Raw genomic sequence first — 15,416 nt, 5'->3', positions numbered from 1 at the left:
TCATTTTGTCGCTTTCAGTATACCATAAAAGAGAGGGATGCATGATAAAAAAAGAAGTTGGAGAATACCAACTTCTTTTATCCATTCTATTAGAAACTAGGCCTGTACGACCATCATATAAAGAAACAAGGATAAGAGAAAGACGATACTAACAACCAGGGTCGCTAACTTAAGTCCTCGGTGGGAGCGCCAATAGCTTGGTTTTCCTAAGTTACTGGTTGCATCTGTTGACAAGGACTGTTGTTGACGCGGTTGCAGCGTAATGAGGACTACTAGCGCCAACGATAGGAACGCGACGACAATCGCAAATACCATTTCCATATTAGGATCCTCCCAACACTCTCAAGAGGGTAAAAATAACTCCCAGCAAAATGACCAAACCAATGACCACATTAAAGATGACATTGATTTTTTCAGAACGCGTCGTCTTTTCTTTCTCGGCTGGACGGCGTTTAAGAGACTCCATCCGGCCTTCTACTTCTTTGTAAAATAAATCTTTCTTACGATCACTCACTGTGTCCACCTATCCCTTCTTCCAAGCGAGCTTTGAAATCAGCTGGCTCGATGCTACTTGATTGGGCAATTTGTTGTGCCACTGCTTCTCGATAGCTATCAACTGATTGGTAGATTTCCTTGATACGGGCTACCATATCTGCTTCTTTTCCTTGGTCAAAGATATTAGCTTGCGCTAGGAAGTGGCGATCATGCAGAGTGTGACTAAAGGCAAGAATAACTTGCTGGTGTTCAAAGGCCTTGCGGACAATTCCTTGCACTTCTGCATAGTGATTGATATCTAGATAAATACTAGAAACCTTGAGCAATTCTTTGATCCGTTCTTGGCTGATGTTTTGATACAAGACCACATTTGGATAGCGGACCATGGACAAGAGACTCGCAGACATCTCTGTCAAAGCCGCTACACGGAAGGTCACATTCGGCAAGTTTTCTACTAGGTAGGTCAAGGCTTCGATCTGATCCGAGTTAGTCAAGACAAAGGCATCTTTGCGGATATCATCTTTCACCTTGAAGTCATACAGGTAGCCAAGAGGAGCAAAGTAGGCGTGCTGGTCTTGTGAGGTCAACTGCAATGCGCGATGGTAGGTTACATTTTGTGGAATCAAGATCTTCTTGGTCCGGATTTCTGGGCTATTTAGAATCAACTGCATGTTGCCTGGAAGACTATCATGAAGAGGTTCTTGCCATACCAAGACGTCGCGCCCTTTGATCCCTTTATTGCCCAACTGAAGACTAATGCTAAAGGAGGTGGCAAGGGTATTGTAGACCAATCCATCCAAATCAAAACCACGATGCTCTAGATAAAAGACAAAATATTCTAAGCGATTCTTGAAAATTCGCATAGGTTGATGGTCCAAGGTCAAGATCAAATCCCCTGTTTGGTGATTCTCTGTCAAGCGCTCGATATCCCCTTCAAAATAAGTGGTTACCAATTGCTGGCCTTGATCGCCACAGGTTGTCACGGCAATCTTATGACCGTATTGGTCATAGCGCTCGATCATGACCACTTGCCCCTTATCATCCAACCACTCCAGGCGCTCAACGATGCGTTTATAAGAAGCTGTATGGTAAGTAATCCGAGCCTTTTCCTGACCATAGTAGGTCACTTTTCCCGAACTGTTATCCCCAGAAACTTCCCAGAAATCAGGCACTGGTACTTCATTAAAGTAGCGTCCGCGCTTCTCCCCTTTTGGTTGGCCTAAGAAATAGATGAATGGAGACTCAACACCATCGGGCAAGAAACCATTTGGCTCCAAAACAACTGTCGGATGGTCAAAGCCAGACTCTTTCATGGAGTGGAGCAAGTCTTGGCTTTCACGAGAATAGCTATCAAATACGTTCAGCATGTGTCACCTCTTCTATCAATTGTGCCCAAGCTTCTTCTACTCGGCTGGTCAAAAAGTCCTCTGCACGCGCATAAGATGCTTGACGCATGCTGGCTAGATCATCTTTTTTGTATAGCTGGATGATTTTTTCCGCAAAGGCAGAAGCGATATGGTCTACTACTTGGTCTGCTGATGGTGGAATGAGATAGCCATTTTTCCCTTCTGTGACAAAGGTTTGGTTGCCATAAGGAACATCAAAACCGATAATCGGAAGTCCAGAACCAATCGCCTCCATCAAGGTCAACCCAAAGCCTTCACTGGTCGATGCTGACAGGTAAACCTCATAATTCTTATAAATTTCCTCGAGATTGGCATGCCCTTTGAGATGGATATAGTCTGCCGCCCCCAATTCATCAATTAGAGAACGCAGCTTGCCTTCCTCTCCACCTTTTCCATAGATGTCAAAGGACAGCTCTGGCAATTCTTTTTTGGCACGAACCACTGCTCGCACCAACCAGTCAATATGCTTTTCAGTCGCCAAACGAGAGGCTGTGATCATAGAAAATGGGGTGCGGTTTTCGTTTTGTGGCAAGCTTGCAAGGCTTCCAACTGGAATGGTATAGATAGCCGGCTGATGGTTGGTGTATTTGGCAAACTGCTCAGCCAAGATTTCTTTTTGACGGTCGGTCGCAACAATAAAGAAGTCCACCTTGTCTGCATTGGTAAATTGGTACTCGTAGTAGTTGTTCCACAGGATATACTGATCGTCGACATTATTGGCACTGAAGTGCTCTGCATGGACGACCACACCCAGGCGGGCCTTTTGCGCTTCTTCAAAGATAGGCTGACCGATGTTGGTTTCCCGATCCAAAATCACCAGATCTTGTTTGGTCAATTGAAGAGTTTGCATGAAGTAGCGGATCAATTCTTGGCGACCAACCAGATAGCGATCTAGGAAACGATAAACCTCTCGGCCATCTGCCATCTGCATGCTGTAGGCAACCGTCCCGTCTTCGTTGTAAAAACGGCGCTCAATCAAGTTAGCTTGGTTGTTCTTAGGAATGAAATACTCTGTACAATAGCGGGTATAGGAGAAATAATCCTTTCTCACCAAGATTCCTCTAGACACATACTCGCAGCGTTCGACATAGGGACTGTTTTCAGACCGCAAGTAGCAGGTCAAAAAATTGTCCTGGTCCTCATAAAAGAAGCGCTTGATCTTGCCGTCGACTTCTTCACGAGTCGGTTTCCCGGCAAATCCTGCTAAGACCTGATCAATGGTATAGGTGGTTGGTGCAATCTTAATATCTGTAAAATGGCTGTAGAGCCAGATGATTTCATCATTTTTAAAACCGATATTTTCTGTCAAATGCTGGATATTATCGGCTAGAATCATATCCATAAAAACAAATTTAGCTGGTTGATGGATATTGCGTAACAACTGGGCCCGGTAGGCTTGGGCGTACTCAACACCACTACTGGCCCAACCGATTCCAAGGTTGATATTGTATACTGTCATAATGTCCTCTTTTATGGGAAATGCAAGACAATTTCCCCTTTTTTATTGATTTCTACTCGACTCAGTAAAAGATTGCGGACCATTTGCTCTTTGGCCGCTCCTTTCATTCGATCAAAGGATTGGTAGGCTTCTTGGAAAAATTCTACCAAAGGATTTTTCTGACTGGTGTATTGACCAGAGAGAGCCATCCGCAATTGTTGCAGATAGTCTACCTGCTCTACCCAGTTTTCATCGATGGCTTTTAAGATGGCCATGCGTTGGAACTGTGCGATCACCTCATCGGTGCCTAAGACCTCATACTTAGCCTCTAACTCACTTTTAGCGATTTCCCACAAGAAATTTTCTTTTGCTTTCTTGCTACGGAAGGTTTGGTGGGCTTTTTCAGGATCCACCTGGTAGCTGACATTGTCTAAAATATAGCGATAAAAGGCTACTGGTTCCTTGTATTCTTTTTTGTGGACTACGCTTGAAAAGACGGAACGAAGCGCTTTTTCAACGATAGCATCCAAGCGGCCTTCTTGCTTGATCAAACGATCGCGCTCTTCGTAAACAATCGCACGCTGAATGTTCATGCTTTCCGCAAATTCTAGCGTCATCCGACGACTAGCCTGACCAGAACTTTCACTAGCATTTTGAGCTCGTTCCACCAAGTTTCTATACTTGCGCTTGGTCAGGGACTTAGCTGCTCCAATTCGCTCATCCACATCATAGTCTTGATAAGTATCCTGGATCCAGTCTGGCCCCCAGTTTTTCATCAAATCATCTTCTAAAGAGACAAAGAACTTGGTCAAACCAGGATCTCCTTGGCGACCTGAACGCCCTCGAATTTGAAGGTCAATCCGCTGGTTCATCATCCGCTCAGTTCCGACAACCACCAAGCCACCTAACTCAGCGACTCCTGGTCCCAACTTGATATCAGTTCCCCGACCGGCCATTGAGGTCGCTACGGTCACGGCACCTTTTCGGCCAGACTCCTTAATGATCTGGGCCTCTCGAGGAGCATTGTTGGCATTGAGAAGATTGTGTGGAATTCCTTCACGCAAGAGAAGATTCGAATAAAGAATCGACATTTCAACCGATCCGGCAAAGACCAGAATCGGATTACCTTTTTCGTGGATTTTCTTCACATAGTCCAAAGAAGCCACGATTTTCTCTGGCAAGGTTTGATAGATTTCATCCGGCAAATCCTTACGGATCTTCTTGCGATTGGTTGGAATCTTGATCACTGACATGGCATAGGTATCGAGAAATTCTGCCTCAGCGACCTTCCCAGTCCCCGTCATGCCTCCCAACTTCCGAAACATCTTAAAGAGGTTTTGGTAAGTAATAGAAGCCATAGCCCGTGTTTCTTGGGTGAGTTTGAGACCTTCTTTGGCTTCAATCGCCTGGTGGAGTCCTCCTTGCAAGCGGGTCATTTCCATCAAGCGACCCGTCGCCTGGTCTAGCAAAACAATCTCAGGTTGTCCTTCGACATTAGGATGGATGACATAGTCCTTATCCTTAATAAAGTTTTTATTGGCCTGCAGGGCTAGGCTGATATGGCGGACCAAGTCACGGTATTGGGGATCATAGAGATTGGGAATGGCAAGAAAAGCTTCTGCTGCATGAGCTCCCTTTCGAGTCAACCAAACCCGTTTCTTTTCTTCGTCAAACTTGAAGTCTTCCCCCTCTTTGAAGGTTTGGATCAGAGTGTCAATAATCCCATAAAGGTTGGACTGGACCCGAGGAGAACCAGAAATAATCAAGGGGGTCTGAGCACTATCTAGGAGCACCGAATCAATCTCATCGACAATGGCGTAATTGAAGTCAGCTAAAAATTGTCCATCTGCAGAAGCGGTCAAATTCTCTGTTAGATAGTCAAAGCCCAGACTGGTATTGGTCGTATAAATGACATCTGAGCGATAGATCTCACGTTTGACTTCTGGATCTAACTCTTCGTCTTCAGATTGTTTTAAAGGTACGCCGACCGTCAAACCTAAGAAACGATAGACCTGTCCCATTTCTTCTGCATCCCGAGTTGCCAGATAGGTATTGGTCGTAATAACCATAACCCCTTTGCCCTCTAGAGCATTGAGATAAACTGGCATAGTTGCCGTCAAGGTCTTCCCTTCACCGGTATTCATTTCAGCGACATTTCCCTGATGCAGGACAATCCCTCCCATGACTTGCACGTCATAAGGAAACATACCCAAGACCCGTTTATCGGCTTCACGCGCAACAGCAAATGCTTCTGGCAAGAGATCATCCAAGGTCTCGCCCTCTGCTAGACGTTCCCGAAATTCTGCAGTCTTCTCCTGTAGTTGTCGATCCGTCAAGCGGGCCATGTCATCCTTCCAGCTATTGACTTCTTTTAAGATTTTTTTGATGTTTCTTAATTTAACGTAATCCAATGTGATCCTCTTTTTTTGCAGTGATGTTCGTCTATTCGAGAACTTCTGCTCCCTCAGACGATATTGGTTGAATAGTAAAATAGTGGAAGGTAAACTCTTGCAAGCCTGCACTGAGCAAGCGTACTTCATAGGCGTAGGCTTGATCTGGATAGGTAAACTGCAAGCGACCTTCTGCGGTTACGCGACGGCCAACGACCTCTCCAAAACGATCTTTGAAGACAATTTCTACCATAACGGTATGGGAGGGAGTCGCTTCCATCGTAATAAGCAGTTCATAATCCTGCTCTCTTTTAAGCAGAGGCAGACTAGGAATTTGACGCGTCGCGCCAAAATTTGTCTGCGAATGCCAGGTTTTCAATACTTGACCAGATGGCATGAGGGGGTTCTGAAAGTGAACGCTCCCTTGGGCAGTCGCTTGAATAGTTGACCCCCAAAGATAATCTGCCAGAACGGTATCGCCCCAGTAGACGCGTCTGGCTTCATTTTCTTTTATTTGTATCATTGGTTTCTTCCAAAGTCTCTTTCCATGATTTCTTTGTACTGGGTCGCAAACCATTCAATGATCGGACCACTCGCGTCGTTGTGGCGACCGGCACGGCTAGTACTAATAATACGAACCGGCAATTCATATAAGGCTTCTAAAATATCTGGATAAGCCTGCTGGTCGTAGTCATCATCTCTCATATAGGCAAGTGCCAAAATTGTATCCTTAAAATCTGCTTGTTCAAACCGATCCCAGAAGCGTTGATTGAGCTGACCAATGCCTTCTTGTGATACTTGGCCGATGATCAACTGCATCATATCTAAGGACGTTCCAAACTCATCTGGACGTTTAAATTTCAGGTTAGCAGCGACATCCCCCAGGTTGACAATGGGTTTTCCGACTAGGATGGCATGAGGGCAATAAAGGGCCCCATAATAAAGTGCACCAAAGGTCCCCATGGACAAACCTGAAAAATTCATCTCTTTGGGCTCGAAACCGAGCAGATCCAAATGCTGATCAATAAAGGCTGTAATTTGATTTTCCAGCTCTTCTGATCCCATGTAGAAAGATCCACCTTCCAGTCTTGGGTCAGAGAAGAGAATAAAGGGACTGCCCATAGCACGCAACATCCCAAATCCTTCAAATCCTTCGGCCGGACGATACCCAGAAAAGTAAATGTTTAAAGGTGGCTTCATATCGCCCGGATGGAAATAAGCAAAAATCTCTTGGCGCTTGTGGTCCCGAAGAGTCTGAGCGCCTACCGTCATCCCTCCTAAAGGACCATGGGACAAGCGTTTGTGTAAGGCTCCAATCGTAAGAGCCCCCTCTCCTTTTGCTTCCAGCGAGAAGGCTAGGTAATAAGGCTCTGCTCCATCCAATTCTAGTGGTTGCAGCATCTCTTCTTCTGAAAAGACCGCATCTTTGACCCAATCACCCAAAGCTCCATAGCGGTAAAATTGGATCCGCAATTGCAGCTGACAGCTTGGATCTTTTTCGTATTCCAACCAAAAATTGATGGGGCGGCTAGCGTCATACACATAATTGTAAACCCACTGGGCAATCGGCGTAAACTCTTCCCCGTATGCTCCATCAAGCTTGAGGAAATGTTGCCCCAAGACTGTTTGCTGACCAGCAAAATCAGGTCTCACTTGCAGATCACGAACTGTAAAGGCATCCCCATATTGATTGTCGTATAAAAAGCGGTCTAAAACATAGAGAAATTGATGCTTGTTTGAGAAATCCCAGGGTCTCGCTTGTTTAAGCGTTAAGAGATGGGCTAATTCTGCAGAAGGCACCTCTAGCTTACGCCTTTCGTCATAAAAAACGGTATAAGGCTGAAAATAGGTCAGGTCTTCTCCTAAAGCCAACAAATCTTCTGGATTCTCTAGGATCAAGGCTTTAAATTTAGAGATTTCCTCTTCTTCCATATAGTCTTTGAGCGATGGAAGAGCGGTGGCCTGAAAAAAGTGCCAGCCAAGTCCAGCAGGAAGTTCCATTTGATCCTGCCAGCTACTTGAGCCGATTTGGAGAATATGGGGTATCTGTAGTTTTTTATCCATGACGTTCTTTCATCCATCCTTCCCATTTCTCGATCAAGCGTTGACCGGTGTATTCTTGAATTTTTTCGATTGAATAGACCAAGGCCTCATTCCAGGGCTTCAATTCCAATAAAAAGTGAGTCAGGGCCTTCTCTAATTCCTTGTCTCCCTTAGACAGGACATAACCATTTTTTAAATGATCCACATATTCTGTTTGAACACGATTGACCTGTGGAATCCCCGCAGAGATCCCTGCAATCTGCGTATAGAGGTTCGGTTCCTCACTCAAATCTACGATCAAGCGTGTTTTTTCCAACTCCTGAATAATGTCATTTTCATTTGAAAAATTCTTGACCACAAAACGGTAGTCCGGTGCGTCTTGTACAAACTCCTTATCAATAATCTGGTTTTCTCCAAGCCCTTCTAGCTGGGCTGGCGACTGAACAAGATTCAAGTTCTGCTCACTAGCGATCAATTCCTCTAGTTGCTGTTCTACTTCTTTGACCCGCTCTGGTGTCCCATTGTAAAATGCAAAGACGACTTCAAATAAGGGATGTTGCCCCAAAACTTCCAAGATTTTTTTGAGCTGGTTCTTGGTTGGAAGCTCGTTCTCCTTGATATAATAATAAATCTTTGATTCCTTACGCTCTTGACTAGAGCCCAAACGGAGGCGAGAGTCAAAAGAGGTAATCCGATGTGTTTTTTGAGCTAAGCTAGGGGAAAAGACCGAAATCGCTTCTTTGGTTTTTTCACTGTCCGTAATTAAAAGCTGGGCATCAATCATATCAAAATAGAGGACAAAGTTTTCTGCAGACAAGGGCTGGCGATCCCCATAGAAAGAGAGGACCTTCTTAACACCACTCGCTGTATCTTGTAAAAAAGCAAGATTGGCTGGATGAGCTGCCAAGACCAACTGATCTCGCCCTGGAATCAAAGCCATCAAGTGTTCCTTCATTTTTTCAGAGACGACTTCCCCAATATTGGCATAGCTTTCTTTTTTGAATGCATGGAAGAAAGCTTCATTGACCATGACAGAGCGATTTTCTTCAATCAACATCTCTCTCAAAATCCACTGCCCATCAAAACGCAGGTACTCATGGAAATAAGGTTTCCCCTCATTGTAGTAGAGTCTGCTAGAGATAAAGCCACGATCATCCATGTAGTCAATATAGATGATTTCCTCATCCTTATAACGGGTCAAGGAGAGGATATTCCCATCCACTCCCATATCAATCTTGGCGAGACATTTGCCTTTTCGAAAGGCTATGGCCAAAAAAGGAGTATAGGAAAAGATAGTCCCACTAGGCCATTGCATATCCTGAAGCTGGATTGGACGCATAGGCAAATCAGACGGGACACCTTGGATCCCATCAAAAATGGAGATCACATCTGTCTCTAGTATATCTTGGCGGTGTAAAAAATAACGCAGTTGGGGATTATACTGAGGTAACAATAAAATCCGACCCATTTCTGCTTCTTGAAAAATACGAACTTGATTAATGGTATCATCAAATTCAATGGACTCGCGCATCCAGTACCAAGGGGTAGCTGATTGCTGCCAGATGCGGTCCGTTCCATACCAGGCTGGTACAAAATAATACATGGTTACTCCTAGAATATTCTTGTATAACGTTGGTTGACGCGAAGGGCACGAATTTCTTCTCGGATATTGTAAATCATTCCGACAAACATGAGGAAAGTCCCTGGGATCATGGTCAAGCGCAAGAGCTCCTTGTCCCATAATAAGAGAGAAAAAGGAAGCGCCGTAAAGAGAATCAGATACAAGGTCCCAAAAACTGTTAAGCGGAGTACAATACGATTGATGTAGCGACGTGTATCTGCTCCCGGATAGACATGGTCGATATATTCCGAAGCCTTCATCATCTTATCTGCAATTTCTTCTCCATTTACATTGACAAAGGCAAAAGCAAACGAAAGCAGGGCAATCATGAGAATGTATAGAAGAATCCAGATGGGATCTCCCATCACCAAACGCTTGGCGAGCTGAGCAGCCCATTTAGCATTGGAATCCATCGACAAAATCAAGAGCATGGCATACTGAGGAATCGACACCAAGGTCATGGCATACATGAAGGGCATTCCCCCAGCCGGATTGAGCTTGATATCTAAAAAAGTATAGCTTTTTAGGTTGTTGTGAATCCCTAATTTATTGACAGGAATTTGATACTTGGAATATTCCACTAAGACTGCAACAAAGACAAAAATCAAGAGGGCAATCACACCCACAATATAAGCGATCTCTGGAATATTATTAATATTTGAAAGAGTCTTCATCACGTCTTCTGGAAGGTACATAACCATCCCCGCCATCATGATCACAACAGAACTACCAAGACCCAGAGCAGCATTTAAATCTGAAAGCCAAACCAAAAAGAAGGCTCCAGCTACCATAATCATCGTATTAACTGCAATGACGAGTCCAGGGTTCAACCCTGTCTTCAAGGGCAGATACATGGCCACTGCCAAGGACTGGACGATGGCAAGCGCCAAAGTCACATACATCTTTCGCCGCTCCACAATTTCCGAGCTGGTTTTTTCGAGATTAAAGCGTTTTGAAACGGTAAACATCCGCCACAAAATCATGGAGGACATCCACGGAGATAGACCGATCGAAAAGATCGACATCCCGCGAAGGTTCCCCCCCATCACAGCACTTGAGAGCTGTAGACCAGTTGTCGTCCCCTCATTAAGTTTCAAGGCCTTTGATAAGTCAACAAAAGGCAGAGAAATTTTACTTCCAAAAACATAAATAAAGACGAAAAAAATCGTCCAACAAAATCGCTTTCCTACTTCAGATCGTTTTAACATTTCTTTTAAACTTTCTCTTCGTCATTTTGGCTCCACCGTCTTGGGATTAGCCTATACATACGTGCTTCTTAAGCATCTTATCTCAACTTATTTTACCATAATTTGCGACGTTTCCAAACTCATTTGTCACTAATATTTGATAATCTTCCAATTTCGCTATTTGGTACCGCATCCAACAAAAAATTCTCCAGATCTTTGTCTGAAGAATCTTGTTTGATTGGCTGTTATTACCCCAAGGCCATGATGGTATCGACGAATAATTTCTTTGTGAAATAGCCATTGCGAATCAAATAAGAAGTATACTGAGCCTTTTGAACCATTTGGGCATACGCTTCCTCTGTGCAGTCTTGAACCAAACGATTGGCTTCTTCCAGGCTTGATGCCACAAAACCGATTCCCTTTTCTCGAATATAGTCCGAATTCGACAAATAGTCTGGCACCACTACTGGAAGACCTGCGGATAAGTAAGTCGATAATTTGTAGGAAATATTTTCTTTGTAGTAATCTCGCTCATCCTCGGGGTTCTCTGAATTTCCCCAGACCAGCCCAAAACCACCCTTAGAAAGCTCCAAAAGCAACTCTTGCTTGGTTCGCCAGCCTTCAATATGGACCTTGGAATAATCAACTCCTTCAACTGGTTCAGCATAGACATGAAGGGGTGTATCATATTTCCAGTCGATGATATGAGGGAAACGCGACGGATTCCCTGAGAAGATCAGTTTTTTCTCAAATTGCGGGGTATAGAGATCCAAACTGTGGGTCAAATCCCACAATTTTTGTACCACATATTTTTTAACTGTAAGCCCTTCTGATACTAGACGATAGTACATTTGCTCTGATGGAACAACGACCAGATCACTCTGATTGTACATGTCGATATAGTTGGGCATCAGGTAATAATTACTCTCAAACATAAGCGGTGGGACATCATGGATAAACATGACCAACTTGGTTTGAAGGAGTTTTAACTTATCAACCAAACGGCGGTCCCACTCAATCCCATTCCAAGAAGGCGATTGAACGAAGACCATATCCCCAAAAGCAACGCCTGCTAAAATCCCATCCATTCGCGAGTTCAATTCACTAGCTGGTTCATTGCTATGATCATAAAAGTAGATCCCTAATTCATTGACCCCAAGCTCGCGAACGACATTCATGATATCGTTTTGGGCCATCAGGGCCACGCTCTGAGGAGACTGCCCAAATAAATTTGTAAAATGGATTTTCATCTCTTTCCTCTGACTCTTCTTTTTTTATCCCATATTTCCTGAAGATATGAAGGCAAACTGAGCTTTTCACAAAGCAACCTTTTTCATACCCTTCAACGAAAACTTCCTCATTCATTATAACATATTTCACAACTTCTTAGATATTCTAGATCAATAAAAGACCGGTTCATTCCGGTCTTTTAAGGTTCTATTTGCCATCTTTTTTCCGAATTCCTAAAAGGGCTAATCCAGACAGAAGAATGGAAGCTACTATAGCAAAGATATTGTTCGAAGGATGGGCTCCTGTCTCTGGAAGAGCAGGTCCTGAAGAATTTGCCACAGGCGCTGGGCTTACATCTGATGAGGACTCTGAAGGACTTGTCCCAGCAGAGAAACTTGACGCATAAGATACACGGATCCATTCAGATGTTTCATTCGATTGAGATTGGTTCACTGTTGACGATGTGCTTGTGGAAACTGAGGCACTCGTCAAAGGGAATTCAGACACTGGCATCGACGTTGAAGTAGATTCACTTGCAGAAAAAGTTGATTGGCTATAGGAGTCAGACTTCGATAGCGAGGCTGACGCTAGAGATTCTGAATGAGATGCCCATTGTGAAGCAGATAGACTCTCTGAAACTGATCGCGAGAACGATACAGACTCTGAAACCTGCGATTCAGATACAACATTCGATGTCGAAGCTGATTCAGTTGCAGATACAGATGATTGAACCAGCGATTCTGACTGGCTAGCTGAAACGGAGGCCTGAACCAAGGACTCTGACTGACTGGCTGAAACTGAGGCCTGGACTAGTGATTCTGACTGACTAGACGAAACGGAGGCCTGAACCAACGAGTCCGATTGACTAACCGACACAGACTCCTGAACCAGCGATTCGGATTGGCTGGCTGAGACTGACGCTTGAACTTGCGATTCTGATTGACTGGCAGAAATCGATTCTTGAACTAGAGATTCTGATTCACTAGACGATACAGATTCCTGAAGCAAGGATTCAGATTGACTCGTTGAAACGGATTCTGACAGTTTTTTACTCATCGAAATAGATTGCGACAAGGAAACTAGTTGGGAAACTACCTCCTCCGATCCGACTGCCGATGTTGACTGAGACTGAGAAATAGACTTCGATGTCTCTTCAGACTCAATCTCGGATATGGATTCTGAATCAACTTTAGATTGTGAAGCTGACTGGCTAGCTGATACAGATGCGTGAACCAGCGATTCTGATTGACTAGCCGAAACTGACTCCTGAACTAGCGAATCAGATTGACTAGCAGAGACTGACGCTTGAACTAACGAGTCTGACTGACTGGTGGAAATAGATGCCTGTACCAATGAATCTGATTGGCTAGCTGAAATAGATTCCTGAACCAACGAATCGGATTGGCTGGCTGAAACGGATTCCTGGGCAAGTGAATCTGACTGACTAGCTGATACAGACGCCTGAATCAGTGATTCCGATCGACTAGCTGAGACTAACGCTTGAACTTGCGATTCTGACTGACTGGCCGAAACTGAGGCCTGGACTAACGAATCCGATTGACTAGCCGAGACAGACGCCTGAACCAACGAGTCTGACTGACTTGCAGAAACAGATTCTTGAACCAACGAATCGGATTGACTGGCTGAGACAGATTCCTGTAGCAACGACTCTGACTGACTGGCTGATACAGACGCCTGAACAATAGATTCAGATTGACTTACAGAGACTGACGCTTGAACTTGCGAGTCTGACTGACTGGTGGAAACAGATGCCTGTACCAATGAATCTGATTGGCTAGCTGAAATAGATTCCTGAACCAACGAATCGGATTGGCTAGCGGAAACGGATTCCTGGGCAAGTGAATCTGACTGACTTACCGAAACCGATGCCTGAACCAAGGACTCTGACTGACTTGCCGAAACTGAGGCTTGAACCAGTGATTCAGATTGACTCATCGAAATAGATTGCGACAAGGAAATCAGTTGAGAAACCACTTCTTCCGATCCAACAGCCGATGTTGACTGCGATTGAGACACAGAAATTGATTTGGATACCAAATTAGATAAGGATACCGACTGACTCAACGAAACAGATTTCGAGGCTTTTTCAGACTCACTCTTAGATGCTGATGCGGCTTTTGATTGCAAGTCTGACTGACTGGTGGAAACAGATGCCTGTACCAATGAATCTGATTGGCTAGCTGAAATAGATTCCTGAACCAACGAATCGGATTGGCTAGCGGAAACGGATTCCTGGGCAAGTGAATCTGACTGACTTACCGAAACCGATGCCTGAACCAAGGACTCTGACTGACTTGCCGAAACCGATGCCTGAACCAAGGACTCTGATTGACTTGCAGATACAGATTCCTGAACCAAGGAATCAGACTGACTCGCTGAAACTGACACTTGAACCAGTGATTCAGATTGACTCATCGAAATAGATTGCGACAAGGAAATCAGTTGAGAAACCACTTCTTCCGATCCAACAGCCGATGTTGACTGCGATTGAGACACAGAAATTGATTTGGATACCAAATTAGATAAGGATACCGACTGACTCAACGAAACAGATTTCGAGGCTTTTTCAGACTCACTCTTAGATGCTGATGCGGCTTTTAATTGCGAGTCTGATTGACTGACAGAAACAGATTCTTGTATCAAGGAATCGGACTGACTAGTTGAAACCGACTCTTGTACCAAGGACTCTGACTGGCTCGCAGAAACTGACGCTTTAACCAAGGAATCTGATTGACTTGCGGAAACCGACTCTTGTACCAAGGAATCTGATTGACTCTCTGAAATGGACTCTTGTACCAAGAACCCAGACTGACTTGTCGAAACTGAGGCTTGAACCAACGAATCGGATTGACTCGCGGAAACGGACTCTTGTACCAAGGAATCAGACTGGCTCGCAGAAACTGACGCTTGTACCAAGGAATCTGATTGACTCACTGAAATGGACTCTTGTACCAAGGACTCAGACTGACTTGTCGAAACTGAGGCTTGTACCAGCGAGTCTGATCGACTAGCTGAGATTGATGCTTGGATCAACGATTCAGATTTGCTAGCTGAAGCTGATTCTCGAACCTGCGATTCGGATTGACTCGACGAAACCGAAGATTGAACCAAGGATTCTGACTGACTCACTGAAATTGATTCTTGGACTTGTGACTCTGAACGACTTTCTGAAGTTGAAGCTTGAATTAACGATTCAGATTGACTCGCTGAAACGGACGCTTGTACCAACGATTCAGATTGGCTTACGGAAGTCGATTCTTTAATTAACGATTCTGACTGACTCGCAGATGTTGAAGCTTGAACCTGTGATTCAGATTGGCTTGCTGAGATTGAAGCTTGGACCAACGATTCTGACTGACTCGCAGAAGTCGATGCTTGGACCAAGGACTCTGATTGACTCGCGGAAACGGACTCTTGTACCAAGGACTCTGATTGGCTCGCTGAAACCGACTCTTGTACCAAGGACTCTGATTGACTCGCTGAAATCGACGCTTGAACTTGTGACTCAGATTGACTCGCTGAAGTCGAAGATTGAACCTGCGATTCAGATTGGCTTGCAGAGATTGATGCTTGAACCTGTGACTC

At 44.5% G+C, this 15,416-nt stretch carries 11 protein-coding genes; all 11 read right to left on the bottom strand.

Features of this window, described 5'->3' with window-relative positions:
• Window positions 1-96: 96 nt before the first annotated feature.
• A complete protein-coding gene (asp5, locus tag QM830_RS08070; RefSeq protein ID WP_009731765.1) occupies window positions 97-321 on the bottom strand; it encodes an accessory Sec system protein Asp5 in 225 nt (74 codons plus the stop codon).
• A gap of 1 nt (window position 322) precedes the next feature.
• Complete coding sequence (gene asp4 / locus QM830_RS08065) at window positions 323-514, bottom strand: accessory Sec system protein Asp4 (protein ID WP_037613955.1); 192 nt, start codon at window positions 512-514, stop codon at window positions 323-325.
• Entirely contained in the window at window positions 507-1,862 is a 1,356-nt protein-coding gene (gene gtfB, locus QM830_RS08060) for an accessory Sec system glycosylation chaperone GtfB (protein WP_414326400.1), read from the bottom strand. Before gtfB ends, asp4 begins: the two co-directional genes overlap by 8 nt.
• The gene (gene gtfA / locus QM830_RS08055) at window positions 1,846-3,360 is read right to left on the bottom strand and encodes an accessory Sec system glycosyltransferase GtfA (RefSeq protein WP_414326398.1); all 1,515 of its coding nucleotides are present in this window, start codon (window positions 3,358-3,360) and stop codon (window positions 1,846-1,848) included. Before gtfA ends, gtfB begins: the two co-directional genes overlap by 17 nt.
• Before the next feature lie 11 nt (window positions 3,361-3,371).
• Complete coding sequence (gene secA2, locus QM830_RS08050) at window positions 3,372-5,756, bottom strand: accessory Sec system translocase SecA2 (protein WP_414326523.1); 2,385 nt, start codon at window positions 5,754-5,756, stop codon at window positions 3,372-3,374.
• Between the two features lie 25 nt (window positions 5,757-5,781).
• Window positions 5,782-6,252 (bottom strand): accessory Sec system protein Asp3, encoded by a 471-nt coding sequence (gene asp3 / locus QM830_RS08045; RefSeq protein ID WP_009731770.1) that lies wholly within the window; start codon window positions 6,250-6,252, stop codon window positions 5,782-5,784.
• Entirely contained in the window at window positions 6,249-7,793 is a 1,545-nt protein-coding gene (gene asp2, locus QM830_RS08040) for an accessory Sec system protein Asp2 (protein WP_037613957.1), read from the bottom strand. The genes asp3 and asp2 overlap by 4 nt, the downstream gene beginning before the upstream one ends.
• Complete coding sequence (gene asp1 / locus QM830_RS08035) at window positions 7,786-9,375, bottom strand: accessory Sec system protein Asp1 (RefSeq protein WP_414326396.1); 1,590 nt, start codon at window positions 9,373-9,375, stop codon at window positions 7,786-7,788. Before asp1 ends, asp2 begins: the two co-directional genes overlap by 8 nt.
• 8 nt (window positions 9,376-9,383) lie before the next feature.
• Window positions 9,384-10,601 (bottom strand): accessory Sec system protein translocase subunit SecY2, encoded by a 1,218-nt coding sequence (secY2, locus tag QM830_RS08030; protein ID WP_414326395.1) that lies wholly within the window; start codon window positions 10,599-10,601, stop codon window positions 9,384-9,386.
• A gap of 227 nt (window positions 10,602-10,828) precedes the next feature.
• Complete coding sequence (locus tag QM830_RS08025) at window positions 10,829-11,830, bottom strand: sugar transferase (protein ID WP_414326393.1); 1,002 nt, start codon at window positions 11,828-11,830, stop codon at window positions 10,829-10,831.
• Window positions 11,831-12,017: 187 nt separating this feature from the next.
• Window positions 12,018-15,416: LPXTG cell wall anchor domain-containing protein (locus tag QM830_RS08020; protein ID WP_414326392.1), on the bottom strand; the 3,399-nt coding region annotated here is incomplete at its 5' end.

The organism is Streptococcus sp. OMI750 (assembly GCF_047463895.1).
GTDB lineage: Bacteria > Bacillota > Bacilli > Lactobacillales > Streptococcaceae > Streptococcus.
This window is presented reverse-complemented; position numbering and strand designations above follow the sequence as displayed.

Coding starts and splice junctions, on each gene's coding strand:
- asp2 (WP_037613957.1), bottom strand. CDS start 7,793: ATGGATAAAAAACTACAGATACCCCATATTCTCCAAATCGGCTCAAGT.
- secY2 (WP_414326395.1), bottom strand. CDS start 10,601: ATGTTAAAACGATCTGAAGTAGGAAAGCGATTTTGTTGGACGATTTTT.
- asp1 (WP_414326396.1), bottom strand. CDS start 9,375: ATGTATTATTTTGTACCAGCCTGGTATGGAACGGACCGCATCTGGCAG.
- asp3 (WP_009731770.1), bottom strand. CDS start 6,252: ATGATACAAATAAAAGAAAATGAAGCCAGACGCGTCTACTGGGGCGAT.
- QM830_RS08025 (WP_414326393.1), bottom strand. CDS start 11,830: ATGAAAATCCATTTTACAAATTTATTTGGGCAGTCTCCTCAGAGCGTG.
- gtfA (WP_414326398.1), bottom strand. CDS start 3,360: ATGACAGTATACAATATCAACCTTGGAATCGGTTGGGCCAGTAGTGGT.
- asp5 (WP_009731765.1), bottom strand. CDS start 321: ATGGAAATGGTATTTGCGATTGTCGTCGCGTTCCTATCGTTGGCGCTA.
- gtfB (WP_414326400.1), bottom strand. CDS start 1,862: ATGCTGAACGTATTTGATAGCTATTCTCGTGAAAGCCAAGACTTGCTC.